Genomic DNA, 25,244 nt, shown 5'->3' on the forward strand with positions numbered 1-25,244 from the left:
GGCGGGGCGCCCGGGCGGCGCGGTTTAATTTGGGGGGGGGGGGGGGGGGGGGGGGGGGGGGGGGGGGGGGGGGGGGGGGGGGGGGGGGGGGGGGGGGGGGCCCCCCCCCCCCCCACCCCCGGCGGTTCACTCGTGGCTGGTCGCGGTCGGTCGTGGCCGGTGGCGGTCGGTTGCGTCGGTCGCCGTCAGTCCCGGAAGGCCGAGAGGTCGAAGGTTGTTAGCCGCTCCGGGTCGGCGATCACGTCGATCGCGGTGATCGCGCCGTCCACGACGGTGAACGCCATGATCGACAGCGCCCGGCCGTTGGCGCCGATGACCACCGTGCCCGCGGCGCCGTTGACCAGCGCCGGGCGGGCGAACGGCGACAGCCTGCCCCACAGGACGGCCTGCCCGGCCACCGTCGCGGCACCGGTGAGCACCACGGTGTGGCGGGCCAGCCCGGCGCCGCCGTCCGAGCGCAGCACCACGTCCGGGTCCAGCACGGCGACCAGCGCCTCCAGATCGCCGGTGCGGGAGGCGGCGAAGAAGGCGTCCACGGCCAGCCGCTGACGGCCCAGGTCCCGGTCGGGCGCGGGCTGCGCCTGCACCTTGCGGCGGGCCCGGCTGGCCAGTTGGCGGGTCGCGGCCGAGGTCTTCTCGATCAGCGGGGCGATCTCCTCGAACGGCACCGCGAACAGGTCGTGCAGCACGAAGGCGACCCGCTCGGCGGGCGACAGCGACTCCATCACCACCATCAGCGCCAGACCGACCGAGTCCGCGAGCATCACCTCCTGCTCCGGGTCGACCACCCCCTCCCGGCGCAGCAGCGGGTCCGGCAGCCGCTCGGGGCCGCTCGCGCCGTCCGGTCCGACCGGCTGGAGCGGCTCCTCCCGGCGGGCGGCGCGGTCGCGCAGCAGGTTCAGGCAGACCCGGGACACCACCGTGGTCAGCCAGCCGCCGAGGTTGGCCACGGCGGCCGTGTCGGTGCGGTCGTACCGCAGCCAGGCGTCCTGGAGCGCGTCGTCGGCCTCGCTGACCGAGCCGAGCATCCGGTAGGCGACGGCGCGCAGGTGCGGGCGGTGCTCCTCGAAGAGCGCGGTCCGGGCGGCTCCCTCGTCGGTTCCGCCGGTACCGCCTGTTTCGTTCACCGTGTCTCGTTCCTTCGTCGGGGTTGTCGGAGCGGGCTCGTAGGGTGTGCGGCATGTCGTTCCTCGATCGCCTGCGGGCGACCCCCGCCACCGTCGACTACCTGCTCTGGCCCGGGGACTTCTCCCTCGACGCCTACTCCCACGTGGAGGAGGTCGTGCTCGCCTCCGGCGAAGCCCTGGAGGAGGTCGCCAAGTGCGGTGCGGGCGGCACCTTCTTCCTCTGCGGCGAGGGCGGCGACGAACGCCCCGTCCTCTACGCCGACTCGGAGGGCGGCGCGGCGCTGCTGGCCGTCGGTCTGGAGGAGCTGGTCCGGCTGCTGCTGGCGGTGCCGTGGTGGCGGGACTGCGTGCGGCTGACCGAGGAGGAGAGCACGGAGGCGGCCGAGGACTACCTGGCCGACGAGCCCGACCTGCTCGCCGACCGGGACGCGGCCGCGGCCGCGATCGGGCTCGAAGTCCCCACCGCGGCCGAGGCCTTGGCCCGTCTGCGCGAGGTCACCCTCGGCCTCGGGCCGTCGTACGTGCTGCTCAACGCCGTGGAGGGCAACGCCTACCAGCCGCTGTTCCGGCTCTGACCCGATCGGCCCCGGAGCCGGTCGGCGAGTTCGCGGGCCACGTCGGCCTCCGGGGCGCCGGTGTCGTCCAGGTGCGCCAGCAGGCGCAGGACGGCACGGTGTTCGCCGTGGGTGAGCCGGACCTGTGCGCCCGGGTGGGCGAGGTCCTCCGTGACGCCCCGGGCCAGGTCGGCCGTGCTGCGGGCGGAGTCGCCCGCGTCCGGGCCGTCCGGGCCGTCCGGGCCAGGGTTGCTCCGGCCCGGGCCGTCCATGGTGACGCTCGTCGACTGGATGACCTGGCCGCCGATGGTGACGTTGCCGATGATCTGGTTGACCATGCTTCCCCCCGGGGTGAGTTGACGATCGATCGGCAGCGTAGCCGGTGCGGCGGCGGAGCGGTCAGGGGCGGCGGCCGCGCCGCCTGGACCAGCCGGTGTCGGGGTCGTCGCCGGAGCTGCCCGGGCGACCCGGGTTGTGCAGGGTGCTCGCGGAGGTGTGCCGTCCGGCCGGTCGGATCGCGATGGCGTCCATGGTGTGCCTTTCCCCGTCGTCGTCATGCGTGCGCTCTGGCTCGCAGAACGCTAGGGGCGGCCGGGGTGCTCCGCATCCGTACGGGTACTCAGCCGGACTGAGTCGATTCGCCGTCGTGCCGGTCAGAGGAGGCGGCGCAGGAGGCGGGACTTGAGGGGGGTGAACGGCGGGTAGGCGGGGCGGAGGGGGTCGGCGAGGAGGGGCTTGTCGAGGACGGACTTGGTGTGGCTGAAGGTGTCGATGGAGTGGGCGCCGTGGTACCGGCCGAGGCCGCTCTCGCCGACGCCGCCGAAGGGGAGGCCGGGGACGACGATGTGGGCGTTGGGGACGCCGAAGGCGAGGGCGCCGGAGGAGGTCTCGGTGGTGAGGCGGCGCTTGGTGGTGTCGGAGGCGGTGAAGGCGTAGAGGGCGAGGGGCTTGTCGCGGGCGGTGATGAAGGCGATCGCGGCGTCGAGGTCGGGGACGCGGATGATCGGCAGGACGGGGCCGAAGATCTCCTCGCGCATCACCGGGGCGTCCGGGTCGACGTCGGCCAGGACGGTGGGGGCGAGGTAGCGGTCGGCGCGGTGGTGGTCGCCGCCGGTGACGATGCGGCCGTCGGCGAGCAGGGCCGTCAGGCGGTCGAAGTGGCGCTCGTTGACGATGCGGCCGTAGTCGGGGCTCCGGGCCGGGTCGGTGCCGTACATCTCGCGGACGGCGGCGGTGAGTTGGCGTTCGAGCTCGGTGGCGGTGTCGCCGATGGCGAGGACGTAGTCGGGGGCCACGCAGGTCTGGCCGGCGTTCATGAACTTGCCCCAGGCGATCCGGCGGGCGGCGGTGGCGAGGTCGGTGCCGGGTTCGACGACGACCGGGCTCTTGCCGCCCAACTCCAGGGTGACGGGGGTGAGATGGCGGGCGGCGGCGGTCATGACGATGCGGGCGACGGTGCCGTTGCCGGTGTAGAAGACGTGGTCGAAGCGCTGCTCCAGCAGGGCGCCGGTCTCCGGCACGCCGCCCTCGACGACGGCGACGGCCTGCGGGTCGAGGGTGCGGGGCAGCCAGTGGGCGAGGGCGGCGGAGGTGGCGGGGGCGAGCTCGCTGGGCTTGACCACCGCACAGTTGCCCGCGGCGAGCGCGCCGACCAGCGGGGCCAGGGCGAGCTGGAGCGGGTAGTTCCACGGGCTGATGATCAGCACGGTGCCCAGGGGCTCGCGGACCGTCCGGGCCCGGGCGGGCTGCAGGGCGAGCGGGACGGGGATGCGGCGCGGGCGCAGCCAGCCGTCGAGGTGGCGCAGGGTGTGGTCGATCTCGTTGACCGTGAAGCCGATCTCGGTGGTGTAGGCCTCGGCGGCGCTCTTCCCGAGGTCGGCGTGGAGGGCGGCGGTGAAGACGGCCTCCTGGTCGACCAGCAGGCGGCGCAGGGCGCGGAGTTGGGCCTTGCGCCAGGCGAGGGGCTTGGTGCGGCCGGTGGCGAAGGCGGCGTGCAGGCGGGCGACGGTCGCGGCGGGGTCGGCTGTGGGGGTGGCTTCGGCGGAGGCGGGCGCGGCTGTGGGCGTGGCTTCGGCAGAGAGGCTCATGCCGTCGAGCATAAACGAAACGAAACGATTTCGTTTCTAGTTCTCGGTAGACTTCCGGCATGAGCCGCAGCACCACCCCGTCCAGCGCCACCCGGTCCGGCACCACGACCTCCGGCGCCGCACCGGCCGCCACGGCGCGCCGCGGGCGCCCCCGTGACGCCGCCCGGGACCGGGCGCTGCTGGACGCCACGCTCGCCGTCCTCGCGGAGAGCGGCTACGGCGGGCTGACCACCGCCGCCGTGGCGGCCCGGGCCGGGGTCTCCACGGCGACCCTCTACCGCCGCTGGTCGTCCAAGGAGGACCTGGTGATCGCCGCCGCCGCGCTGCACGGGGAGAGCTCCTACGAGCAGCCGGACACCGGCGGACTGGAGGGCGACCTGCGGGTCGTCCTGCGGGACAAGGCGGCGAGCATGACCGGCGAGCCCGGCCGGCTGATCCGCGCCCTGATCGGCGAGGCCGCCCACAACACGGCCCTGGCCCAGGCGCTGGTGACGGCCTTCCTCCAGCCGGTGTACGGGCGGGTCGCGGAGGTCGTCCGGCGGGCCGTCGAGCGCGGGGAGATCCCGCCGCTGGACGGCGTGGACCTGCTCGGCGAGGTGGTGGTCGGGCCGGTGATGACCCACTTCCTGCTCACTCCGCACCTGCCCGAGGACGTGGACGAGGCCACCGCCCAGGAGACCGCCGACCGGCTGCTGCCCTTCGCCCTGCGGGCGGTGGGCGGTGGGCGGGACGCTCGGGACGTCCGCCCGTGAGGCCCCGTGAGATCCGTGAGATCCGTTGGATCCGCGAGACCCGTGAGACCCCGTGAGACCCCGTGAGAAGAGGAGCCCCGATGCCCTGGTTCACGCTCGAACGCTTCGACCCGTCCTTCTTCGACACCGCGCCGCACCGCCACGCGTACGTGCTGGACCTCCCGGTGGCGCCGGAGACGGTCTGGCGGGGGCTCGCCGGTGACGCGCCGCTGTCCTGGTGCCGGGGCCTGGCCGGCGGCCGCTACACCTCGCGACCCCCGCACGGCGTCGGCACGACCCGCGAGATCACCGCGATGCGGCTGCTGCGCCTGCGGGAGGAGTTCGTGCGCTGGGAGGAGGGATCCCGGCACTCCTTCTGCGTCACCTCGGCGAGCCTGCCGCTGTTCCGGCGCTTCGGGGAGGACTACCTGGTCGAGCCCACCCCGACCGGCACCAGGTTCACCTGGACCTTCGCCTTCGAGCCCAACCCGCTGCTGGCCCGCCCGGCCGCGCTGACGGACCTGCCGAACCGGTCCTTCCTGCGGACCCTGGTCGCGGACACCAAGCGGCACTTCGGCGCGGCCTGATGCGCCCGGGCGGCCAGGTGGCGGAGCGGGCCGGGGTGTCGGCCTGCGGGTGGTTCCCTGGCGGCGGAGTGGATCGGACGTCCGTGTAGCACATTCGTCTCGGACGGACGTCTTGCACGTCCGCGCCGTTCGGGTGTCCCATGCGCCGTGCAGCGTGGACGGTTCGGACGTACGTCTTGGACGTTTGTCTTGTACGTACGTCCGATCCATGAGTATGGTGATCCCATCAACCGCTTCACTGGGGGGAACCGGACATGAACGACGCCATCACTCACGCCGAAGCCGTTCGCGGCGAACTGGTCATCGACGGCCGCCGGTTGTCCTACCTGGACTTCGGCGGCACCGGCCGCCCGCTGCTCGCGCTGCACGGCCACCTCTCGGAGGGTGCGGTGTGGGCCCGGCTGGCGGCCGAACTCGGCCCCGACTGGCGGGTGATCGCGCCCGACCAGCGCGGCCAGGGTCACTCGGAGCGGGCCGCCGACTACTCGCGGGAGGGCTACCTCGCCGACGTCGAGGCGCTGCTCGACCACCTGGGTCTGCCGACGGCGGTGCTGCTCGGCCACTCGCTCGGGGCGATCAACTCCTACCAGTTCGCGGCCCGCCACCCCGAGCGGGTCGAGGCGATCGTCAACGTCGAGGGTCCGCTGGTGCTCGGCCTGGAGGGCCCGCACCCGCTGGCCTTCCTGCTCGGCCTGCCGTACGACGCCCAGAGCCGGGACGCGCTGGTCGCCGCGCTCGGTCCGGCCGCCCCGTACTTCGCCGACCGGCTGCGGGAGGACGCGGACGGCACCTGGCGGCTGCCCTTCCACCCGAAGGACATGTACGAGTCCGAGGAGCTGGTCCACGGCGACCACCGGGCCGACTGGACGGCGTCCGACTGCCCCGCCCTGCTGGTGCGGGCCACCGGCGGCGCGATCCCGGCCGAGCAGGCGGCCGAGGCCGTCTCCCGCCGCCCCGGGACGGTCCTCGCGGAGCTGGCCGGCGACCATCTGCTGCCGGTCACCGCCCCCGACGAACTCGCGGTGACCGTAAGGGAGTTCCTCGCGAAGCTGTAGCCGCGGCGGAACGGTGCGGTCCGCGTGGTGCCCGGCGCTCCGGCAGGGTATAACGCTCCTGACCGGAACACCGGTGCACCGGAGCGCCGGTGCACCGGAAGAGCGTCCATATCCGTCGGGGGAGACCATGGACCCGGAACTGAGCTCACTCGCGGGCGTCGCCGCGACGGCCGTCGTCCAGCAGCTGACCACCACCGCCTGGGAGCGGATCCGTGCCGCCGTCGGGGAGTTGTGGCGCCGCCGGCATCCCGAGCGGGCCGAGACGGTGCTCGCCGAGCTGGGCGAGTCGCGCGAGGACGTGGCGCAGGCGCGCCGTGCGGGGGACGAGCGGGCGGAGCAGGAGGTGGTCGACCTGTGGGGTGCCCGGCTGCGGCGGCTGCTCGCCGCTGATCCCGGCGCCGCCGCACAACTGCGCGCGCTCGTCGAGGAGTTGACCGGCGGATCGGCGCCCGCCGTGCCGCAGCAGTCGGTCACCATGACCGCCGAGGCCTCCGGACGGGCCCGGATCAACCAGGCCGTCGGGGACATCCACGTCAACGAACGGTGAGGGCGGGTGAGCCCCCAGGGGCCGCCACCCGGCCCGGACCGGCCGGAGCGCGGCCCGCGCAACGTCAACCTCAACCTCAATGCCACGGCGAGCGGCCACGGGCGGGTCAACCAGGCGGGCCGGGACCAGCACTTCCACATCACCGTCCCGCTGCTCGGCGCGGCGCTGGTGCTCGGGCTGCTGCTGTTCGCGCTCTGGAAGCCGATCCAGCAGGTGGCGGGCGGGTTGGTGGATTCGAGCCCGTCACCGTCGGTGTCCGCCGTCGTGCCGTGGGACCGGACGACGCACCTCGACACCGACCCGCGTCCGGATCCGCCGACACCGAGGCCGGCACCGAGGCCGACGCCGACTCCCACCCCCACCCCCACCCCCACCCCCATGCCGACACCGACACCGACGCCCACGCCGCCGCCGCTTCCGCCCGACCCGGCGGACGTGGCTTTCGCCGCCGTTCGCGCCGGTGACTGCCTGGACGTCTACGACACCGGATGGGGAACGTGGAGCCGGACGGTCCCGGTCGCCGTGGACTGCCGGGGTGGCAGCGCCTTCAACCGGGTTGCCGTGGTCGCCGCCGCCGCGGCGGGCTGTCCGGCGGGCGGAGGCCGTGCCGCGTACGTCCACACCAACCGCGACCACTCGGTGACGGTGCTGTGCCTGGAGCGGCAGTTCCGGTACGGCCAGTGCTTTCTGGGCCACACCCCCGACCACCGAACCATCGACAACGGCTTCCTCGGTGTGGTCTGGGACTGCACCCTCAGGCAGGGTCCGTCGACCGCCAACGCGATGCTCGCCATCACGGCGGTCGTCACGAGCAGGGACAACTGCCCGGCCCACAACGGCCGGTACGGTGCCGAGTGGCCGGTGCTGGACGGCACCACCAAGGTGTGCGCGGTGGTGGTGTAGGCCGGTCAGCGGGTGGCGGTGAGGGCCAGGGTGGCGACGGCCAGGGCCAGGTAGCCGGCCGGGAAGTGGAGGTTGTGGAGGACCCGGGTGCGGACGTGGGTCGCCACGGCGCCGAGGTAGAACAGCACCAGCCCGACCGCGGCCGCGAGGCCGAGCGGCGGGAGGGCGACCAGGCCGACCAGCAGGCCGACGGCGCCGGCCAGCTTGAGCGAGGCGAGCCACGGGACCCACTCCGGCTTCACCTTCACCTCGGCCGAATTGGCCAGGACGAAGGGGGCCTTGGCGAAGTCGGCGGCGGCGATTCCGGCGTTGGCGGCGATGGCGAGGACGGTGACGGCGAGACAGGTGATGGACATGGGTCCAGCCTCTTCGCGGGCCTCCGCTTGCGTCCAATACCGGCTTCCATAACCTGGTGGAATGGATGTGGACACCCGGCTGCTGCGCACCTTCGCCGCCGTCGCCGAGGACGGCAGCCTGACCCGGGCGGCCGAGCGGCTGTACGTCTCCCAGCCCGCGCTGACCAAGCAGGTCCGGCAGTTGGAGAAGCTGCTCGGGGTGCCGCTGTTCGTCCGTTCCCGGGCCGGGATGGCGCTCACCGTGGCCGGGCGGAGCCTCGCCGCGCGGGTGCCGGGCCTGCTGGCCGACTGGGACGCGACGCTGCGCGAGGCCAGGGGCGCGGCCAGCCGGGCGGAGCGGGTGCTGCGGGTGGGCTTCCTGGCCAGCGCCGCCAACGAGGCCACGCCGGGCATCGTCGCCGGGTTCACCGACCGCAATCCCGGCTGGCGGGTCGAGATGCGGCACACCGCGTGGTCGGACCCGACGGCCGGGCTGGCCGCCGGGGAGGCCGATGTGGCGCTGCTGCGGCTGCCGTTCCCCGGGCAGGAGGGGTGGCGGGTGGCCGAGCTGTTCACCGAGCCGCGGTGGGTCGCGCTGCCCTCGGCGCACCGGCTGGCGGCGCTGGAGGTGGTCCCGTTCCGGGAGTTGTGGGACGAGCCCTTCGTCGCGGCCCCGGCCGAGACCGGCCGTTGGCGGGACTACTGGGTCGCCGCCGATGAGCGGGAGGGCCACCCGGTCCGCTTCGGCGCCGTGGTGGAGCACCCGGACGACTGGCTGAGCGCCATCGCGAACGGTTACGGGGTCGCGCTCGCCCCCGCGTCCACGGCCCGCTTCTACGCCCGGCCGGGGATCGCCTACCGGTCGGTGAGCGGGGTCAGCCCGAGCCGGATCGCGGTGGCGTGGGCCGCGGCGGACGACGGGAACCCGGTGGTGCGGGACTTCGTGCGGTGCTGCCTGGCGGCGGGCGATGCGGGCGATGCGGTCGACGGGGCCGACGGGGCCGACGGGCCTCACTCGGCCGCCGGGGGCCCCGCCCCGGAGTGAATCCGCCCCGGCGCCGGGGCCGGGGAGGGGTGGCAGCCCTCAGCGCCGCCACCCCCCGTTGGCTTCTCGGCACCGGGGCGGTGGTTCATTGAGCCAAACCCCGCCTTGGGGTGAAAGCGGGTGGGGATCCGGCCGGGGTTCGGTGGGGTTTCGGTGCGCGTCCCATCGCGCTCCGGACCTCGCGCAAGCGCGAGGTCCGGAGCGGGTTCAGTCGGCGAGGGCCTGGCGCAGGCGCTTCTTGTCGGGCTTGCCGACGGAGGTGAGCGGGATGGCGTCGACCAGGTGGAGGGCTTCGGGGGCGTAGAGGCGGCCCTTGTTGGCGGTGACGAAGGCGCGGACGTCCTCCAGGTCGGGCCGTTGGCCGGGGGCGGGGACGACGGCGACGTGGACGTGTTCGGCCTGCTGGTCGTCGCGGACGCCGTAGACGGCGCACTGGGCGATGGCCGGGTGGGTGAGGAGGAGTTCCTCGACCTCGGTGGGGTAGACGTGGCCGCCGACGACGATGATCAGGTCCTTGAGGCGGTCGGCGAGGTAGAGGTAGCCGTCGGCGTCGAAGTAGCCGATGTCGCCGGTGTCCAGCCAGCCGTCGCGCAGCACCTTGGCGGTGAGTTCGGGCTGCTTCCAGTAGCCGGCCATCAGGGTGGCGGAGCGGACGTGGATCTCGCCCTGCTCGCCGGCGGGCAGCACGGTGCCGTCGGCGGCCCGGACCTCCACGTCCACGTCGGGGAACGGCCGGCCGACCGGGAGCGGGCCGTCGTCCGTGAACCGGGTGTGCTCCTCGGCGGTGAGGTAGGCGATCTTCTGGGCCTCGGACATGCCGTACAGGCTGACCAGCACCGGCCCGAACACCTTGAGGGCTTCGCGGATCCGGGCCGGGGAGGCGGCGCAGCCGCCGTAGTCGAGCCGGCGCAGGCTGGACAGGTCGGTGCGGCCGACGGCCGGGTGGTCGAGCAGTTGGTAGATCAGCGGGGGCAGCGTCCAGAGGTCGGTGATGCGCTCGCGCTCGATCGCGGCGAGGACCTCGCCGGGTTCGAAGCCGCGCTGGAGGACGACGGATCCGCCGCGCTGGAGCGCCACGTCGGCGAGCACGCCCGACAGGTGGGCGAGCGAGGTGGCGGCGAGCAGTCGGGGCGGCTCCTCGTCGTCGGTGCCCGCGAAGTCGACGTGGAACATGTCGTGGTAGGGGCCGTGGAGGCTGAGGATGCCCTTGGGGATGCCGGTGGTGCCGCCGGTGTGGCGGATGCCGATGTCGTCGCCGGGGCCGAGGGGGACGGCGGGGTCGGTGGCCGGGCGGGTGGCGCTGGCCGCGATGGCGTCCTCCCCGATCCCCGTGCCGTCGGGGCCGAGGGTGAGGACCGTCGGGACGTCGATCAGCGGCAGCAACTCGGGGGCGCCCGCGTACCGTTCGGCGTCGACGAGGAGTGCGGTGGTGTCCACGCTGGCCACGATCTCGGCCAGCACGGGGGCGCTCATGCCGTCGTACAGGTTGACCACCCGGGCCCCGGCCAGGCCGGCCGCGTAGCGGGCGGCGAGGGCCTCGGGGGTGTTGCCGGTGAGCAGGGTGACGGTGCTGCCGCGGCCGACGCCGCGGGCCAGGAGCTCGTGGGCGAGGCGGTAGGCGGTGGCGGCGAAGTCGCCGGCGGAGATCTCGGCGCCGTCGGCGGAGGTGATGGCCCGCCGTTCGGGGTGCGAGGCGAGGGACCGGAGGATCAGAGCGGGTCCGCTGACGAATTCCTGGTCACTCATGGCCACTTCTTCCTTGTAGTTTGCAACCATGTCGCCAGGCTAACTCCACCCCCCACTCCGCACCGGCGAGATTTGGCCATGTCCGGTCAGGAGAATGTCGGTGGACGAAGGACCGGCTCGGCGACAGCCCCCCAGTGCTCGTCCGGCGCGGCCATGATGACGTGCCCGGACCGGCCGGGGAGCGCGGGGGTTGCCGTCGAAGCGATCCGAGTTGGCTGGGAAATGGGCGAGTTGGGACCACGGGGCGGCGATGGAGCCGGTCCGGTGCTCGGGCGGGGGGCGGCCAGGGGGCGGCCGGGGTCAAGATCCACCGGGTCAAGGTCCGTCGGGTCACGGGTGTGTCCCAGCGGGGGGTGGCCGGGTGCGGGGGTGCGGGGGCGGTGGGAACCGCTGTCCCGGCTGGGCGGGGGGCCCGCTCCGGCGCTTCGTGGTCGGCGGGCCGTGTAACAGCACTGTCCTGACGGATGGTCGGACGGAACGGTTCATCGGCCCGGGCGGTCCTGCTCACCAGAACCGCCGCTCGTACCGATCCGTGCCGAGCAGCCGCCACCGCCACCCGATATCGAGGAAGTCACGATGCGCGTTCACAAGGCCACCTTCGCCGCCGCCCTGGTCGTTGCCGCCGGTCTGTCGCTCACGGCCTGCGGCCCCAACGACGACACCGGCACCGACCAGGCCAAGCCGACGGCCGCGGCGCCCGTCACCGCCGCGCCCACCAAGGCCACCACGGGCGGCTCCGCAGGGTCCGCCGGAAGCGCCGGAACCGGTGGGACCGCCGGGACCGGCGGGACGGCCCCGAGCGGGAAGGCCACGGCCGGCGGGACGGGCGCCACCGACGGCGGCAAGGCGGGCGGCAAGTGCCGGACCGACGACCTGACGATCACGGCGGTGGACCGCACCATCGACGGCGACGCCGACCGCACCGTCGTGGTCGAGTTGAAGAACCACAGCGGCCACGACTGCTCGCTCACCGGGTACGCGGGCGTCGACCTCAAGACCAACGCCGGTTCGCTGTCCGCCCAGCGTTCCGGCGAGCCGGTCGTCGCGGGCGTCGTCAAGAACGGCAAGTCGACGTTCTTCGGCATCAGCTACCCGAACAACACCTCGGGCGGCTCCGGCGTCAAGATCACCGGCCTGGTGGTGACCCCGCCGGACGAGACCCACTCGGTCACCCTGCCCTGGCCGGGCGCGGGCTCGCTGCCCGTCACGGACGGGTCCGGCTCCCCGGTGAAGATCGGCCCGATGGGCAGCGCCGGCCAGGGCGGCCAGTGACCCCGCGCCCGTTCGCAGGGTTGAGCCGCGGGGTCGGGCCGCCGCGTCGGGCCGATCCGGGGCTCACCGGTCCGCGATGAGCGTGCCCGCGACGCCCCAGCTTTCCGGCTGGTACTCGTTGACGAAGACGAACACGCTCTCGGCGGGGACCTCCAGGGTCTCCACGAACGCCTGGGTGACCTTCTCGACCAGCTCGCGCTTCTGCTCGACGCTGCGCGGGCCCTGCTGGATGGTGACGATCGGCATCTTCGGCTCCTGACCGGGTGTCCTGCCCGGCTGTTCCGCCGGGCTCTTCCGCCGGGTTCTCCGGCTGGGAACAGTCCACCCGACCGGTGCCGTCCGCACCCAGACCCGAATCGCTCTCGCAGCGATCACGAATCCTGATCGTTCCAGGTCGGGGGTGTTCTGCGGCAGGTCTCCAGGAGCAGTCGGGGCACCGGGGCGGAGCGCCGCACGGCGATCGAGGTGGGCAGTGCCAGCGGGGTGCGGCAGGGGCGGAAGGCGACCCGGTGGGTGTTCACCATCCGGGCGTTGGCCGCGTACACCACCGTCCACATCGGGGTGCCGGTGCCGATCGAGGCCAGGGTGTCCTGGAGGGCGCCGTGCGCCGGGCCGAGGACGGGCCGGAAGCCGGCCCGGGCGCAGGCCCCCGTCACCAGGTCGACCAGTGCCGGGTGGTTGGCCCGCTCGGTGAGCCGCAGCGGCAGCCCGGCGAGGTCCGCGAGGTCCACCTCGGCCGCGTCGGCGAGCGGGTGCCGGGCGGGCAGCGCGAGCACCAACTCGTCCTGCCAGACGGGCAGGAAGCGCAGGTCCGGGCTGTGCTCGGCGATCGCCCCGCGGACGAAGGCGGCGTCCAGCCGGCCGTCGGACAGCCGGGCCAGCCGCTCCCGCACCGGGGCGGAGTGCAGTTCCACCCGCACTCCGGGGGCCTTCTGCTGGTAGGTCTCCAGGATCAGGTCGAGCCGCTCGGCGAGCCCGGTGACGGTGCCGAGCCGCAGCACGGCGGGCGCGGCCAGGTCGGCGGCGAGCGCCCGGGCGGCGTCCTCGGCGGCCAGCACGTTCCGGGCGGCGGGCAGGAACCGCTCCCCGGCCGGGGTCAGCCGTACGTACCGGGGCGAACGGTCGAACAGCTCGACCCGCAACTCCCGCTCCAGCCGCCGCACCTGCTGGCTCACCGCCGGCTGCCCGAGCAGCAGGCGCTCGGCCGCCCGCCCGAAGTGCAGCTCCTCGGCGACGGCGACGAAGCAGCGCAGCTGCCGTAGCTCCATGCGGTCCCCCTGGTGGATCGGTCGTCGACCCATCGTCCCAGGCCGGGGTGTCACCAGGGAGGGGGCGCTGCCGGGGGGAGCGGATGGTGCTGCACGGGAAGTCGGCAGGGCCGACTTCCCGTGCGGGCTCTCCGGCCGCCGGTGGCGGTGGCGGTAGCGGTAGTGGCGGCTGGAACACTGGGGGCCATGACCACGGGCATCGTCGTGCAGTACACCGGGCTCCTGCGGAACAGCGACCACGATCTCTGGGTCCGGCTGCGGGAGTTGCTGCGCGGCCAGGGGCTCGATCCCGAGGGGACGGTCGTCGTGGACCTCCTCCAGGAGAGCCTCGGCTCCGAGGAGGGGCAGGTCATCTCCGCCGAGGGCCGGGTCTACCGGTTCAGCCTCACCTTCGACCCGGAGCGCGAGGACGGTGTCCGCGACGCCCGGCTGGGCAGATGGCGGGACGTCACGGACTCCTGGCGGGACGGAGCGCTGGCGCGGCGGACGGAGTTCGCCTTCGCCTGGAAGTCCCGGGTCGAGGCCTGAGCGGGTGCACTCCGCCACACTCCGCCGTGCACGGGAAGTCGGCCGGGCCGACTTCCCGTTCAGGCGCGGCGGCGTCGCCGGTAGTAGGCGAGGGTGACGGCCGCGAGCAGTGGGCCCCAGAGCAACAGGGGTGCGTAGCAGGCGTCCATCAGGAAGAGGGCCGGCCCGGTCGGGGCTCCCGGGGCCCCGCCGAAGCCGCCCGCCCGGGGGATCGTCAGCAGCATCACGACGGCCGCGCCGAGCAGCGCCGGAACGACCGCCGCCAGCGGCGCGACCCGCTTCCCCCCGATCAGCGGGAGCCGGCGCGGCACCACCTCGCCCCAGGGCCGCACCAGCCCGAGCGTGAGGAGGGTGAGCCCTTCGGTGGCCAGGCTCATCGCGATGCACACGGCGCTGAACCGGCCGGGGACTTCCAGGCCCGAGGTGTCGAACCCCACCGGGACGCCGACCCCCATCGCGATCCGCCAGATCCCGGACGGTACGGCCGTGAGCGCCGCGAGGTGCGCGGCCCGTACCGCCCAGCGGGCGGGCGGTCGGTACGTCGGGGCGGCGGTGGCCATCGGGTTCCGGTCGGTTTCCATGGCCCCCATGCTGGCGCGCGGCCCGCTGCACCCGGATCGTGCGCGAGGCCCAACTCGCCTCCCCCGCGCGGGGGATGGGGGACGACGGTCGGCGCCGAACCCCCGCCACCGGGCCGTACCGCGCTGACGTGCATACTTGCCGGACGATCAGGAGGACGTGGAGGTGATGACGCGATGAAGCTGGCAGAGGCGCTCGCGCAGCGCGCGGCCGCGGTGCGGCAGGTGGAGCAGCTGCGGGCGCGCGTCGTCGGCAGTGCCCGCTACCAGGAGGGCGAGGAGCCGGCCGAGAGTGCGGCGGAGGTCCTGGCCCAGGCCGAAACGGCGCTGGACGAGCTGGAGCGGCTGATCCGCCAGATCAACCGGACCAACTCCACCGCGCGGATCGAGGGCGGCGGCACCCTCACCGACGCCCTCGCCCGCCGGGACGTCCTGCGGCTGCGCCACTCGGTGATCACCGCGGCCGCCGACGCCGCCTCCGGGCGCGACCAGCGGGGAGCCGTACGGCAGTTGCGGTCCGAGCTCCGGATCCTCTCCGCCCTGCCGGTCGCGGAGCTCCGTGCCCGGACGGACGCGCTGGCCAAGGAGATCCGTGAGGTGGACACCCTGATCCAGCGCACCAACTGGGAGATCGACCTGATCGAGGACTGACCTCCCGGTCCCATGAGCAGGGTGTGGGGCAGCAGGTAGTCGTCACGGAGGCGTGCACACACCGCGGGCCGGCGGTTCATCCGGTCCATGGCGCGTGAAGAGCAACGCAAGGGGTTCGATTCCCCACCCAACAGTGCAGCTCAGCACCGCGTACAGGTGACGGGGCACAGCGCACAGCTCACCACCACGTGCAGATCCGGACGACGAGGGCGGGAACGGGGCGCCCCACACCCCCCAGCGAGGGCCGTGCGACCGAGCACGGCCCTCGCTGCTTGAGGCCGGTGGGTGTTGGCCGGTGATCATCGTTCGGATCGGCACGCCGGCAGGCGTGGTGAGTCCGCTCGGCGCGGTGGAGGCGGCAGACTCCTGACGGCGTCCGAGGCCCGGCGTCCGGCGTCCGAGGCCCGGCGTCCGGCGTCCGAGGCCCGGCGTCCGGCGTCCGTGTCCGGGCGGATCCGCCGGGCCCGCAGCGGGCAGGGGCCGCCGGGGCGCAACGACGAGAGGAGCGGCCATGGACGGGAACAGCCAGGACCAGGGACGGCTGGGCGGGCGGATCTGCGTCATCGCAGGCGCGGGCGGGGCCATCGCGGGTGCCGTGGCGGCCCGGCTCACCGCCGAGGGCGGGCGCGTCATCGGAATCGACCGGCAGCCGGTGGAGACCGGCTTCCCGGTCGTCACGGCGGACCTGCGGATCGAGGCCGAGACGCGACTCGCGTTCGAACGCATCCACGCGGAGTACGGCGGGGTCGACGTGCTCCACGTCAACGCCGGGCCCATGGACCGTGAGGACCACGGCCTGCTGGAGACGCCCCCCGAGGTCTGGGAACGGGCCTTCCGGGCCGTCCTCGCCCCCGCGGTGCTCTGCTGCCGCTACGGGGTGCCGGTGATGAACCCCGGCGGATCGATCGTGCTGACCGGCTCCTTCCTCGCCGGCATGGGCGCGGCGACCGCCCAGACGGCCTTCTCCGCGGCCAAGGCCGCGGTGACCCAACTCGGGCGCGACCTGGGCACCCACCTGGCACGGCGCGGCATCCGGGTGAACACCCTGGCGCTGGGCCCGGTCGACGCCCCGGAGATCAGGGCCGTCTTCGAGCGGATGGGCGAGGAGGAGACCCGGCGGCGCTTCGCCCACATCCCGATGGGCCGGTTCGCCACCCTCGACGAGGTCGCGGCCGCGGCCGCCTACCTCGCCGGCCCGGACTCGGGCTACCTGACCGCCTCCGAACTCCCCGTCTACGGCGGCATCCGCGCCGCGTACACCCTCCCGGACCACTGAACCGGCGCGGGGCGAACACTGCACGGCGTGGAACGCGAAGACCTGATCACCGTCCTCGAACGGAACGGGACCGACGGCGCCCGCCGGGCCGCATTGGCCCTGCGGGCCGGGGCGGCCTTCCAGGTGTGGGCCGACGCGAGGGCACCGGCCAGTCGGCTGTTCGCCATCTGGGAATGGCGGGCGCAGTGGATGGCGGAGGACGGGGTCGCCACCGTCAAGGACTTCGAGCAGGGACTGCCGGCCCTTCGCCGGGCAGGGGCCACCCCGGTCGCCCTGGCGAAGGTGGAGATGACCGGTGACAGCCACCTCGTCTTCCTGACCACCGACCTGAGCGCGTGCGTCGCCGTGCTGTAGGCGCGCCCGCATGGGAAGTCGGACGGGCCGACTTCCGGTGCGGGGGAGGGCTGGGGAGTGAGGTACGGGACTGGGGAGGGCGGCGGCGCCAGGAACTCGCGGACTGGATGTCGGGTATCCCTGTTCTCCCGGCGATGGGGCGGTGGCGGCAACGTGGGGCCGGTTGTCCGCAGCCGGTCTCAAGGCAGGCTTGCCGCGCCCCGTCAATGGCATGTGGATTGCGGCCTGCTGCCTGACCCATGATCTTCCGCTTGCCACCTTGAACTTGAAGGACTACGCGTACTTCAGGGAAGAGCATGGCCTTCGCATCCTCGGTGGGGAGCAGGTCGCTCTCGTCGCTTCTGGGTGGTCAGGGGCACCCCTCCAGATGGTCTATAGTTAACCCATCACCCAGATGCGCGGGTGGCGGAATAGGCAGACGCGCTGGATTCAGGTTCCAGTGCCCGAAAGGGCGTGGGGGTTCAACTCCCCCCTCGCGCACAGCGAATGGCCGGTCGATCTTCGGATCGACCGGCCTTTTTGCTTTACGGCACCAGGCGGTCCAGGAGGGCGTCCAGGCCGGTGGTGAACTCCGTTTCCGCGTCGTGGTCGATCAGCAGCGGGGCGAGGGTGCGCAGCAGTGGGTACTCGGCGGCCGGGAGGCGGTGCAGGCCGAGGCGGAGCAGGGGTTCGGGATCGTCGGGGTTGTCGATCACCTGCCGCTTGTCCACCAGCAGGAAGCCGATCGCCCAGCCGACCACGGCCCGGTAGAGGCGCAGGGTGCCCCGGTCGTCGAGGCCGGCGCCGCTCAACACGGTCAGGACGAGTTCGTTGAGCTGGAGCATCGAGGCCGGCCGGCGGGCCAGGGGGACGCTGAGCGGGCGGGTGGCGACCAGGGGGAACACCTCCGGGTGGGCGTCGGCGACCTGGTGGAAGGCCTTGCCGACGTGGTGCAGCCGGGTCCGCCAGTCGCCCGTGTCCGCCCCGTCGCCCACCCGCTCGTTCACCTCGGCGTAGAAGGCCTCCACCATGCCGTCGAGGAGCGCCTGCTTGCCGTCGGCGTAGCGGTAGAGCGCCATCGGCTCCACGCCCAGGTCGACGGCGAGGCCGCGCATGGTGAGCGCCGTGAGGCCCTCGCGGTCGACCAGGGCGACCGCCGCGCGCAGCACCCGTGGCCTGCTCAGCCGGCCCCGGCCGGACGGCTTCGGCTCGGGGGTCGAGTCGGGGGTCGAGTCGGTTCCCACCAGTGCCTCCCGGACTGTCCTCGGGGCTCAGGTCTTGACGTCCGACGCTGCGCGGCAGAGGCTGTAAGTATACAAGCGACATTTACGGCAGATGCGTAGTACCTACGTATACACCACGGAATCGGACATCGGGAGGAGCCATGTCCATCATCAAGATCGAAGTGACCAACGAGAGCACCGTGCTCACCGACCACGAGGTGAGCGCCGTCGTCCCCGCACTCCAGACCCAGGTCCACCGGGACTTCGCGCCGGTGTGGGGGATCGACGCGGACGTGTCCTTCGTCGCGTCGAACGCACTCTCCGACACCGCCTGGTGGATGGTCGTCCTGGACAACTCCGACCAGGCCGGCGCCCTCGGGTACCACGACCTGACCGCGAACTTCCTGCCGATCGGCAAGGTCTTCGCCGCCACCGACAAGCAGTACGGCGAGAACTGGACCGTGACGATCAGCCACGAGCTGCTGGAGATCATCGGCGACCCGGACATCGACCAGGTGGTCTTCGACCAACCGACCGCCAACAAGGGGACGTTGTACGCCATGGAGGTGTGCGACGCCTGCCAGGACGAGAACTTCGCGTACGACATCGCCGGGGTCAAGGTCAGCGACTTCGTCCACCCGGCGTGGTTCCAGTCCGCCCGCCCCGCGAACGGCACCCAGTTCGACCACGGCAATGCCATCAAGCAGCCGCTCGAACTCCTCCCCGGCGGCTACATCGGGATCTTCGACGTCTCGGCCGGCACCGGATGGACCCAGAAGACCGCCTCCCTCACCGTCGCGTACCACAGCCGGGCGCACGTCGGCAGCCGTCGTGAACGGCGCCGGATCCCGCGCGACCAGTGGCTGCCGAGCAAACGGAGGGGCTGATGTCCGGCGGCGACGGCCTCCAGGCGGTCGAACACCTCGTGGTGCTGATGCTGGAGAACCGCTCCTTCGACCACATGCTCGGGTTCCTGTACACGGACGAGGGCAACGTCTCTCCCGCCGGCCAGCCGTACGAGGGCCTCACCGGCCAGGAGACCAACCCGGACCAGAACGGCAAGCTCGTCACGGTCCGCCGCATCCAGTCGACGGACCCCCATCCCTACTTCATGCCGGGCGCCAACCCCGGTGAGGGGTACGGCCCGACCAACGCCCAGCTGTTCGGCACGACCGACCCGCCGACGCCGCCGGTGGCCGGGATGCAGGGGTTCGTGACGGACTTCGCGCGCGTGCTGGACCTGCCTCCCCAGCCGAACCACACCGTCCTTCCCGCCACCGTCCCGGCCGACATCATGAGCTGCCACACCCCGGACACCCTGCCGGTGCTCTCCGCACTGGCCCGCGGCTACGCGGTGTGCGACCACTGGTACAGCTCCGTGCCCACCGAGACCCTGCCGAACCGGGCGTTCTCCTGCGCGGCGACCAGCCAGGGGCACCTGGACGACCACACCCACAACTTCACCTGCCCCAGCATCTTCGGGCGGCTCACCAGCGCCGATGTGTCCTGGCGGGCCTACGGCTACCACGCCGCGCCGATGGTCTCCGGGAACTTCCCCGACATCCACGGCGCCTCCGCCGACCACTTCGGCGTCTTCACCGCCTTCCAGGCGGCGGCCGCGGCCGGCACCCTGCCCGCCTTCACCTTCCTCGAACCCAGTTGGGGAGCCACCGGGAACAGCGAACACCCCGTCCTCGACGTCGCGTTGGGCGAGCAGCTGATCCGGGACGTCTACCGGGCCCTGCGCGGCGGGCCGGCCTGGGGGCAGACCCTGCTCGTCATCACCTACGACGAACACGGCGGCTGCTACGACCACGTCCCGCCCCCCACCACCGCCACCCCGCCCGGCGACGGCACCACCGGCGAACTCGGCTTCGACTTCAAGCGGTTCGGCGTCCGCGTGCCGACCGTGCTCGTCTCCCCGCTGATCGCCCCCGGCACCGTCTTCCGGTCACCCGACGCCGCGGCGCAGCTGGACCACACCAGCGTCCTGCGCACCGTCGAGCGGCGCTGGTCGCTGCCCGCCCTCACCGCCCGCGACGCCGCAGCCGCCGACATCGGGGCCGTGCTCACCCTCGCCGCGCCGCGCACCGACGACGTCCTCGCGGGGGTCACCGCACCCACCGCGGCCACCGTCAACCCCGCCGCCGGGGAGGTCACCCACCTCCAGCAGGTCTACGCCGACCTCGTCGCCCGCCGGCTCATCCCGCCCGGCGCGGTCGCCGCGGCCGCCGGCCCGCCACCCGGCGGCTGAGCTCCACAGCTACGGCGAACGGCCGAGCTGAACGGCAACGGCAAACGGCCGGTCGGTCCCAGGACCGACCGGCCGTGTCACTGCGCCCTGCTTCGATGGCCCGAGGAACACGACACCGGCACCACCCCTCCGAGGAGAACCACATGGGCACCTGGGGCAGCGGCAACTTCGAGAGCGACACGGCCCTCGACCACCTGTCGAGCGTCGTCGACGGGCTCGTCACCGAGATCGCCGAGGCACTGGACGGCGATCCCGTCGAGATCGAGCCCGACGAGTACTGGGGCGTCGCCGTGCCGTGCAACCTGGAGCTGCTGCACACCCTCGCCGTGGCCGGCTACGCCTCCGAGGGCCTGCCGGAGGCCGGGGTGGTCGAGGACTGGAAGCGGACGTTCCTGGCCGTCTGGGAACGGACCGTCGACGGCCTGGAGCCCTCCCCGGAGTTCAAGGAGGAACGGCGGACGGTGCTGAACCGCACCTTCGACCAGCTGGCCGACGTCATCGCCCGGCGTGCGACGGACGACCGGTGAGCGGCCGGGGCCGGGGCCGGGACTGTCGGGGCGGGGTGGCACACTCCCCGCCATGAAGATGATCGAAGCGATCGAAACCGTCCTGAAGGCGAACAACTCGGAGGACGAGCCCGGCTTCCTGGGCGAGTTCACGCTGGCCGGGCGGCTGGCGAGCCGCGGGGAGATCGCGGTCTGCGGTCTCGACGGCGGGGACCACTACACGTTCAGCGACATTGCCGACGGGCTGCACGAGGTGTACCTCGCGTACGACTGGAACGACGAGCGGGGCGCCACCGTCTCCGCGGTCGCGCTGGTCGCCGCCGGTACCGGCCCCGAGGCGCTGGTCGACGCGGACTGGGAGGAGGCGTCCGACGACGTCAACGAGCTGAGCGAGAGTGCGTCGGCGATCTGCTCCACCACCCCGGACAACCTGGTGATCGGCGGGGCCCTGCGCCGGTCCGCCGGGTTCGCCGAGGCGGCGGACCCGGCGGACCACGCCACCGCCGCGTTCGAGGCCCAGCAGGAGGCCGGCTCCCGGACCCCGCTGCTGGACGTCCTCGTCGACCCGGCGAGCGGCGCGAACGCCTTGGTCTTCCCCACCTGCGACTTCACCGCGAACAGCATCCTGGTCGGCCGGGACGCGAGTGGTGCGGGCGTCGGGATCTTCTGGTCCAACTTCGACGGGTGATCCGCGACGGGCTGTCGCTGTGACGGCGGGCGTGGCTTCGGCTGCGGCCGCGCGAGGAGGGCGGGCGGCGGATCAGCGGCAGAGGGCCGTGTCCACGACCTGCTCCAGGCGGCGGGTGACGGCGCCGTCCGCCGGGATCTGCGTCACGGCGATGTTGACCGCCCGGCCGTCGTCGGTGGCCCCGCCCCGGGTCTCGAAACCCGGGATGTCCCCGCCGTGGCCCCAGTAGACGCCGCCGCAGGACAGCGGGCGGCTGATCAGCCCCAGCCCGTAGCCGGCGCCGCTGTCCGCGATCGGGACGGTCGTGCGCATCTCGGCGAGCTGGGCCGCCGGGAGCAGGCGTCCGCCGAGCAGCGCGGTGAAGAACTGGTCGAGGTCGGCGTTGGTGGAGATCATCTGGCCCGCCGCCCAGCCCGCCGAGGGGTCCAGCTCGGTGGTGTCGATCAGCGGGCCGCCCGGCTTCTCCTGGCGGTAGCCCTGCGGGTGGGCCTCCCGGATGCTCCGGTCGCCGGTGCCGGGGAAGGAGGTGTGGCGCAGCCCGATCCGCTGGACGATCCGCCGGTCGATCTCCTCGGCGAGCGGGCGGCCGGTCACCTTCTGGACGAGCAGGCCGGCCAGCACGTAGTTGGTGCTGCTGTACTCGAACTTCTCGCCGGGCGCGGAGCCGGCCTTGTGCCGGAAGGCCATGTCCAGCAGCTCGCGCGGCTCGAAGTACCGCTGCTGGAGGGTGGCTTCGTCGATGTCGCCCTCGTAGTCGGGCAGGCCGCTGGTGTGCTGGAGGAGCTGGCGCACGGTGATGCGGTGCCCGTCGATGCCGTCCCCGCGGACGAGGCCCGGCAGGTAGGTCTCGATCGGTTCGTCGAGGCGGACCTTCCCCTCGCCGACCAGTTGCAGCGCCACGACGGCGGTGAAGGTCTTGGTGTTGCTGCCGATCCGCACCTGGCTGTCCTTGGGTACCTTCGCGCCGGTGGCCAGGTCGCCGACGCCCGCCGTGTAGGCCTGGGTGCGGCTCTTGCGGTCCTTGACGGTCGCCAGTGCGGCGGGCAGCTTGTCCTGCCGCACCAGCGCGTCCAGGCCCTGCTGGACGGTGTCGGGCTTGGCGGCGGCGGATGCGGCGGCGGTGGCGGCGGACGCGGCGGTCGGTGTCAGGACACCCGCCGCCAGGACGCCGGCCGCCATCGCCACGGCCACCGAGGCCGCCACGGCGCTGCGCCGCCGGGGGGTACGAAGCCTCTGCCAAGTCTGCTCACGCATACGTCAACTCCTGTGAATCGTAGGGAAACCGAAGGGAATTCGTCGGGAACACGGGCGCTGGGGGCGGTCGACCGCCGGTCAGCCCCGGTGGAACTGCTGCTGGACGCACTCCCGGTACTGCCGGAAGCTGTCGGGCCGGTAGCACGGCTGCGTCCGGTCGGCGTACCAGGCCAGCAGGACGGCGGCCAGGACGGACCCCGCGATCGCGAGGAGCGACAGCACCACGCCCGCGTTGGCCATGCCCCGGCCGGTACCCGTCCGCCGGGCCGTCCGCAGGGCGACGGCGCCCAGCACCAGGCCGAGGACGCCGAACAGGCCGCCGACGACGACGATCGAGGTGACCGCGCCGAGGACCCCCAACGTCAGCGCGGCCACGGCCGGGCCGTTGCGGCGGGCCGGGGGCCGTACGCCGTGGTGCGGGCCGGGGTCGTGGTGCGGGCCGGGGGTGGGGCCCTGCCCGGGGGCGGGGTCGTGCCCGGGGGCCTGGCGGTCCAGGGTGCGGACGTCCGTCCGGGGCTCGTCTTCTCGGGTGTGCAACGGCCGTCCTCTCGTCAACTGGCAGGACACGATCCTGACTTCCGGAGCCCCGGGCGCACATCGCGGAAAAGCGGGAAAAGGCCCTCCCTCGATCGGGGGAGGTGGCCGCTGACCTGGCCGGACATACTGGCAGGCATGATCAGGGGAATCCGGCCGCTGCTGCGCGGCTCCACGTACACGGGCGCGCTGTTCGCCTACTGCGGCGCGCTGGGGAGCCTCGCGCTGCTGCCGGTCGTGATGGTGCCGGCCCTGGCGTGGCGGTCCGCTCCGTACGGGGTGCAGGTCGTGCTGACCCTGCTGGTCTGGGCGGTGCTGATCGGCGTGGTCGGGCTGGCCCGCACCACGCGCCGGGTGCTGGTCGCGTCCGCCCGCCGACTGCTGGGGGTGGCGCTGCCGGATCCCGGTGCTGCCGGAGCGTCGGGAACGGCCGGGGCGGCCGTCGCCGACCGCTGGCGGACGCCGCTGTGGCTGCTGCTGCACGTGGCCCTGGGGTGGACGGGGGCGCTGGCCAGCGGCCTGCTGCTGCTCGCCGGCCTGTCGCTGCCGGGAGGCTGGCTCGACGGCCGGGCACAACTGAGCCTGTTCGGCCGGTCGGCGTCGGTGGCCGATGGCGGGTGGAGCTGGGCGGTGGCCGTCGTGTGCGTGCTGCTCGCGGTGGCCGGGTGCGCGGCGGTGGCGGCGGCCCTGCGGTGGCTGGCGCCGCGCCTGCTGGGGCCGTCGGCCGCCGAGCGGCTCGCGCAGGCCGCCGAACGGGAGCGCCGGCTCGCCGAACGCAACCGGCTGGCCCACGAGTTGCACGACTCGATCGGGCACACCCTGACGGCGGCCACCATCCAGGCCGCCGTCGCGGGCGAGGTGCTCGACGCCGACCCGGTGACGGCCCGGGCCGCCATGCGCAGCATCGAGGAGTCGACCCGGGCCGCGCTGGAGGACCTGGACTACGTGCTGGGCGTGCTGCGCGAGGAGGAGGCGGGCACCGCGCCCACCCGGACCCTGGCCGACCTGCCCGAACTCCTGGACCGGCTGCGGCACGCGGGCGCCGTGGCGGAGCCGGAGCTGTCCGGCGACCTGGCGCAGGTGCCGGGGACGATCTCCCGGGCGGCGTACCGGATCCTCCAGGAGGGGCTGACGAACGCGCTCCGGCACGGGGCGGGCGGCCCGATCACCGTCCGGGTGGCGGCGGGGCCGGACGCGCTGGAGCTGCGGGTGGTCAACCAGGTGGGGGCGGTCGCGGGGGCCGGGGTGGGCGGTTTCCCGACGTCCGGGCACGGCCTGCCCGGGCTGGCCGAACGGGTGCGGCTGCTGCACGGCGAGTTCGAGGCCGGACCGGTCGGGGGCGGGCCGGCCGGGGACGGGTCGGTCGGGGGCGGGCCGGCCGGGGACGGGTCGGTTGGGGACGGGCCGGCCGGCGATGCGCGCTGGCGCCTCGCCGTCCGACTGCCGGTCCGGGCGGCGGTGTGAGCACCGCGCCCGAGGCTCCCGTCACGCTGCTGATCGCGGACGACGACGCCATCACCCGCAGCGGTCTGCGCACCCTGCTCGGCGTCCAGCCCGGGATCGAGGTGGTCGGCGAGGCCGCCGACGGGGTGGAGGCGGTCGAGCAGGCGCTGCGGCTGCGGCCCGACGTCGTCCTGATGGACGTGCGGATGCCGCGCCGCAACGGGATCGAGGCCACCCGGCAGCTGCTGGCGGAGTCCACCGAGCCGCCGAAGGTCGTGGTGATCACCACCTTCGAGAACGACGGCTACGTCACCGCCGCGCTCAGCGCCGGGGCCAGCGGCTTCGTGCTCAAACGCCTCCCCGTCCGGCAGATCGCCGAAGCGGTACGGGTGGTGGCGGCGGGCGAGGCGGTCCTCTTCCCGGCGGCGCTGCGCCGGATGGTCGCCGCCCGGCCGCTGGACTCCGCCGAGGCCCTGCCGCAGGCGGCGCTGACCGGGCGGGAGGAGGAGGTGCTGCGGCTGATGGCCACCGGGCTGTCCAACCCGGAGATCGCCGAGACGCTGACGGTCAGCCTGGAGACCGTCAAGACCCACGTCGGCAACGTGCTCACCAAGCTCGGCGCCCAGAACCGCACCCACGCGGTGGTGATCGCGTACGAGTCCGGACTGGTGGTGCCGGGCTTCACCGGTTGAGCCTGCCTCACCTGCCGCTCCCGGCCC

30 protein-coding genes and 1 tRNA gene are annotated in these 25,244 nt (G+C 73.6%); 19 read left to right on the forward strand and 12 right to left on the reverse strand.

What is annotated here, in order from left to right; all coding sequences use genetic code 11:
• Window positions 1-185: 185 nt before the first annotated feature.
• Entirely contained in the window at window positions 186-1,127 is a 942-nt protein-coding gene (locus tag ACFY2K_RS15675) for a sigma-70 family RNA polymerase sigma factor (protein WP_387711783.1), read from the reverse strand.
• A 53-nt stretch (window positions 1,128-1,180) separates the two neighbouring features.
• On the opposite strand from ACFY2K_RS15675, the gene ACFY2K_RS15680 reads away from it, so the two are divergent.
• The gene (locus ACFY2K_RS15680; protein WP_375896230.1) at window positions 1,181-1,702 is read left to right on the forward strand and encodes a hypothetical protein; all 522 of its coding nucleotides are present in this window, start codon (window positions 1,181-1,183) and stop codon (window positions 1,700-1,702) included.
• Here the strand turns inward: ACFY2K_RS15680 and ACFY2K_RS15685 are convergent.
• From ACFY2K_RS15685 to ACFY2K_RS15695, 3 genes are all read right to left on the reverse strand, one after another.
• Window positions 1,678-2,019 carry a hypothetical protein gene (locus ACFY2K_RS15685; protein WP_387711785.1) on the reverse strand — a complete coding sequence of 114 codons (342 nt, stop codon included), beginning with the start codon at window positions 2,017-2,019 and terminating at the stop codon, window positions 1,678-1,680. The genes ACFY2K_RS15680 and ACFY2K_RS15685 overlap by 25 nt on opposite strands.
• Before the next feature lie 61 nt (window positions 2,020-2,080).
• Entirely contained in the window at window positions 2,081-2,212 is a 132-nt protein-coding gene (locus tag ACFY2K_RS15690) for a hypothetical protein (RefSeq protein ID WP_387711787.1), read from the reverse strand.
• Window positions 2,213-2,334: 122 nt separating this feature from the next.
• Window positions 2,335-3,768 carry an aldehyde dehydrogenase family protein gene (locus tag ACFY2K_RS15695; protein ID WP_387711789.1) on the reverse strand — a complete coding sequence of 478 codons (1,434 nt, stop codon included), beginning with the start codon at window positions 3,766-3,768 and terminating at the stop codon, window positions 2,335-2,337.
• 59 nt (window positions 3,769-3,827) lie between these two features.
• Between ACFY2K_RS15695 and ACFY2K_RS15700 the strand changes: the two genes are divergently transcribed.
• The 5 genes from ACFY2K_RS15700 to ACFY2K_RS15720 all read left to right on the forward strand — a co-directional run bounded on the left by ACFY2K_RS15700 (window position 3,828) and on the right by ACFY2K_RS15720 (window position 7,591).
• Complete coding sequence (locus ACFY2K_RS15700; protein WP_387711791.1) at window positions 3,828-4,520, forward strand: TetR/AcrR family transcriptional regulator; 693 nt, start codon at window positions 3,828-3,830, stop codon at window positions 4,518-4,520.
• Between the two features lie 80 nt (window positions 4,521-4,600).
• Window positions 4,601-5,086: an SRPBCC family protein gene (locus tag ACFY2K_RS15705; RefSeq protein WP_380523276.1), complete on the forward strand. Its 486-nt coding sequence runs from the start codon at window positions 4,601-4,603 to the stop codon at window positions 5,084-5,086.
• Window positions 5,087-5,340: 254 nt separating this feature from the next.
• Window positions 5,341-6,141, forward strand: coding sequence for an alpha/beta fold hydrolase (locus ACFY2K_RS15710; protein WP_380523275.1), 801 nt, complete (start codon window positions 5,341-5,343; stop codon window positions 6,139-6,141).
• A gap of 127 nt (window positions 6,142-6,268) precedes the next feature.
• Complete coding sequence (locus tag ACFY2K_RS15715) at window positions 6,269-6,688, forward strand: hypothetical protein (RefSeq protein WP_387711793.1); 420 nt, start codon at window positions 6,269-6,271, stop codon at window positions 6,686-6,688.
• Between the two features lie 6 nt (window positions 6,689-6,694).
• Entirely contained in the window at window positions 6,695-7,591 is an 897-nt protein-coding gene (locus tag ACFY2K_RS15720; RefSeq protein ID WP_387711795.1) for a hypothetical protein, read from the forward strand.
• A 5-nt stretch (window positions 7,592-7,596) separates the two neighbouring features.
• On the opposite strand, the gene ACFY2K_RS15725 is transcribed toward ACFY2K_RS15720, so the two are convergent.
• Complete coding sequence (locus ACFY2K_RS15725; RefSeq protein WP_380523270.1) at window positions 7,597-7,947, reverse strand: DoxX family protein; 351 nt, start codon at window positions 7,945-7,947, stop codon at window positions 7,597-7,599.
• Between the two features lie 61 nt (window positions 7,948-8,008).
• Between ACFY2K_RS15725 and ACFY2K_RS15730 the strand changes: the two genes are divergently transcribed.
• Window positions 8,009-8,971 carry a LysR family transcriptional regulator gene (locus tag ACFY2K_RS15730; RefSeq protein ID WP_387711797.1) on the forward strand — a complete coding sequence of 321 codons (963 nt, stop codon included), beginning with the start codon at window positions 8,009-8,011 and terminating at the stop codon, window positions 8,969-8,971.
• Window positions 8,972-9,178: 207 nt separating this feature from the next.
• Here ACFY2K_RS15730 and ACFY2K_RS15735 read toward each other — a convergent pair whose 3' ends face one another.
• The gene (locus ACFY2K_RS15735; RefSeq protein WP_387711798.1) at window positions 9,179-10,717 is read right to left on the reverse strand and encodes an AMP-binding protein; all 1,539 of its coding nucleotides are present in this window, start codon (window positions 10,715-10,717) and stop codon (window positions 9,179-9,181) included.
• Window positions 10,718-11,293: 576 nt separating this feature from the next.
• On the opposite strand from ACFY2K_RS15735, the gene ACFY2K_RS15740 reads away from it, so the two are divergent.
• The gene (locus tag ACFY2K_RS15740) at window positions 11,294-11,989 is read left to right on the forward strand and encodes a DUF4232 domain-containing protein (RefSeq protein ID WP_380523267.1); all 696 of its coding nucleotides are present in this window, start codon (window positions 11,294-11,296) and stop codon (window positions 11,987-11,989) included.
• A 63-nt stretch (window positions 11,990-12,052) separates the two neighbouring features.
• Here ACFY2K_RS15740 and dmpI read toward each other — a convergent pair whose 3' ends face one another.
• Both dmpI and ACFY2K_RS15750 read right to left on the reverse strand, forming a co-directional pair.
• The gene (gene dmpI / locus ACFY2K_RS15745) at window positions 12,053-12,235 is read right to left on the reverse strand and encodes a 4-oxalocrotonate tautomerase DmpI (RefSeq protein WP_375888141.1); all 183 of its coding nucleotides are present in this window, start codon (window positions 12,233-12,235) and stop codon (window positions 12,053-12,055) included.
• 125 nt (window positions 12,236-12,360) lie between these two features.
• On the reverse strand, window positions 12,361-13,257 hold the full coding sequence (locus tag ACFY2K_RS15750; RefSeq protein ID WP_380642922.1) for a LysR substrate-binding domain-containing protein: 897 nt from the start codon (window positions 13,255-13,257) through the stop codon (window positions 12,361-12,363).
• A gap of 186 nt (window positions 13,258-13,443) precedes the next feature.
• Between ACFY2K_RS15750 and ACFY2K_RS15755 the strand changes: the two genes are divergently transcribed.
• Window positions 13,444-13,785, forward strand: coding sequence for a hypothetical protein (locus ACFY2K_RS15755; RefSeq protein WP_380590381.1), 342 nt, complete (start codon window positions 13,444-13,446; stop codon window positions 13,783-13,785).
• 59 nt (window positions 13,786-13,844) lie between these two features.
• Here ACFY2K_RS15755 and ACFY2K_RS15760 read toward each other — a convergent pair whose 3' ends face one another.
• Window positions 13,845-14,366 carry a hypothetical protein gene (locus tag ACFY2K_RS15760; protein WP_387711801.1) on the reverse strand — a complete coding sequence of 174 codons (522 nt, stop codon included), beginning with the start codon at window positions 14,364-14,366 and terminating at the stop codon, window positions 13,845-13,847.
• Between the two features lie 174 nt (window positions 14,367-14,540).
• Here ACFY2K_RS15760 and ACFY2K_RS15765 point away from each other — a divergent pair, with 174 nt between their 5' ends.
• The 4 genes from ACFY2K_RS15765 to ACFY2K_RS15780 all read left to right on the forward strand — a co-directional run bounded on the left by ACFY2K_RS15765 (window position 14,541) and on the right by ACFY2K_RS15780 (window position 17,124).
• Window positions 14,541-15,014 carry a DIP1984 family protein gene (locus ACFY2K_RS15765; RefSeq protein WP_375888150.1) on the forward strand — a complete coding sequence of 158 codons (474 nt, stop codon included), beginning with the start codon at window positions 14,541-14,543 and terminating at the stop codon, window positions 15,012-15,014.
• Window positions 15,015-15,525: 511 nt separating this feature from the next.
• The gene (locus ACFY2K_RS15770; protein WP_387711803.1) at window positions 15,526-16,290 is read left to right on the forward strand and encodes an SDR family oxidoreductase; all 765 of its coding nucleotides are present in this window, start codon (window positions 15,526-15,528) and stop codon (window positions 16,288-16,290) included.
• 27 nt (window positions 16,291-16,317) lie between these two features.
• Entirely contained in the window at window positions 16,318-16,644 is a 327-nt protein-coding gene (locus ACFY2K_RS15775; protein ID WP_387711804.1) for a hypothetical protein, read from the forward strand.
• 396 nt (window positions 16,645-17,040) lie between these two features.
• Window positions 17,041-17,124: transfer RNA gene (locus ACFY2K_RS15780), tRNA-Leu, on the forward strand.
• 44 nt (window positions 17,125-17,168) lie between these two features.
• Here ACFY2K_RS15780 and ACFY2K_RS15785 read toward each other — a convergent pair.
• The gene (locus tag ACFY2K_RS15785) at window positions 17,169-17,867 is read right to left on the reverse strand and encodes a TetR/AcrR family transcriptional regulator (RefSeq protein WP_380642924.1); all 699 of its coding nucleotides are present in this window, start codon (window positions 17,865-17,867) and stop codon (window positions 17,169-17,171) included.
• Between the two features lie 140 nt (window positions 17,868-18,007).
• Between ACFY2K_RS15785 and ACFY2K_RS15790 the strand changes: the two genes are divergently transcribed.
• The 4 genes from ACFY2K_RS15790 to ACFY2K_RS15805 all read left to right on the forward strand — a co-directional run bounded on the left by ACFY2K_RS15790 (window position 18,008) and on the right by ACFY2K_RS15805 (window position 21,294).
• Window positions 18,008-18,733, forward strand: coding sequence for a hypothetical protein (locus tag ACFY2K_RS15790; RefSeq protein WP_380523260.1), 726 nt, complete (start codon window positions 18,008-18,010; stop codon window positions 18,731-18,733).
• A complete protein-coding gene (locus ACFY2K_RS15795) occupies window positions 18,733-20,100 on the forward strand; it encodes an alkaline phosphatase family protein (protein WP_387711806.1) in 1,368 nt (455 codons plus the stop codon). Before ACFY2K_RS15790 ends, ACFY2K_RS15795 begins: the two co-directional genes overlap by 1 nt.
• 143 nt (window positions 20,101-20,243) lie before the next feature.
• The gene (locus tag ACFY2K_RS15800) at window positions 20,244-20,627 is read left to right on the forward strand and encodes a DUF4259 domain-containing protein (protein ID WP_380523258.1); all 384 of its coding nucleotides are present in this window, start codon (window positions 20,244-20,246) and stop codon (window positions 20,625-20,627) included.
• A gap of 52 nt (window positions 20,628-20,679) precedes the next feature.
• Window positions 20,680-21,294, forward strand: a complete 615-nt coding sequence (locus ACFY2K_RS15805) for a hypothetical protein (protein ID WP_380642930.1) — start codon at window positions 20,680-20,682, stop codon at window positions 21,292-21,294.
• Between the two features lie 72 nt (window positions 21,295-21,366).
• On the opposite strand, the gene ACFY2K_RS15810 is transcribed toward ACFY2K_RS15805, so the two are convergent.
• Together ACFY2K_RS15810 and ACFY2K_RS15815 are read right to left on the reverse strand one after the other, a co-directional pair.
• The gene (locus ACFY2K_RS15810; RefSeq protein ID WP_387711809.1) at window positions 21,367-22,548 is read right to left on the reverse strand and encodes a serine hydrolase domain-containing protein; all 1,182 of its coding nucleotides are present in this window, start codon (window positions 22,546-22,548) and stop codon (window positions 21,367-21,369) included.
• A 78-nt stretch (window positions 22,549-22,626) separates the two neighbouring features.
• Entirely contained in the window at window positions 22,627-23,085 is a 459-nt protein-coding gene (locus ACFY2K_RS15815; protein ID WP_387711811.1) for a DUF4190 domain-containing protein, read from the reverse strand.
• A 135-nt stretch (window positions 23,086-23,220) separates the two neighbouring features.
• Here ACFY2K_RS15815 and ACFY2K_RS15820 point away from each other — a divergent pair, with 135 nt between their 5' ends.
• Together ACFY2K_RS15820 and ACFY2K_RS15825 are read left to right on the forward strand one after the other, a co-directional pair.
• Window positions 23,221-24,546 (forward strand): sensor histidine kinase, encoded by a 1,326-nt coding sequence (locus ACFY2K_RS15820; protein WP_387711812.1) that lies wholly within the window; start codon window positions 23,221-23,223, stop codon window positions 24,544-24,546.
• The gene (locus tag ACFY2K_RS15825; RefSeq protein WP_375888184.1) at window positions 24,543-25,217 is read left to right on the forward strand and encodes a response regulator; all 675 of its coding nucleotides are present in this window, start codon (window positions 24,543-24,545) and stop codon (window positions 25,215-25,217) included. The genes ACFY2K_RS15820 and ACFY2K_RS15825 overlap by 4 nt, the downstream gene beginning before the upstream one ends.
• Window positions 25,218-25,244 lie beyond the last annotated feature (27 nt).

This window comes from Kitasatospora sp. NPDC001309, assembly GCF_042896295.1.
Classification (GTDB): Bacteria; Actinomycetota; Actinomycetes; order Streptomycetales; family Streptomycetaceae; genus Kitasatospora.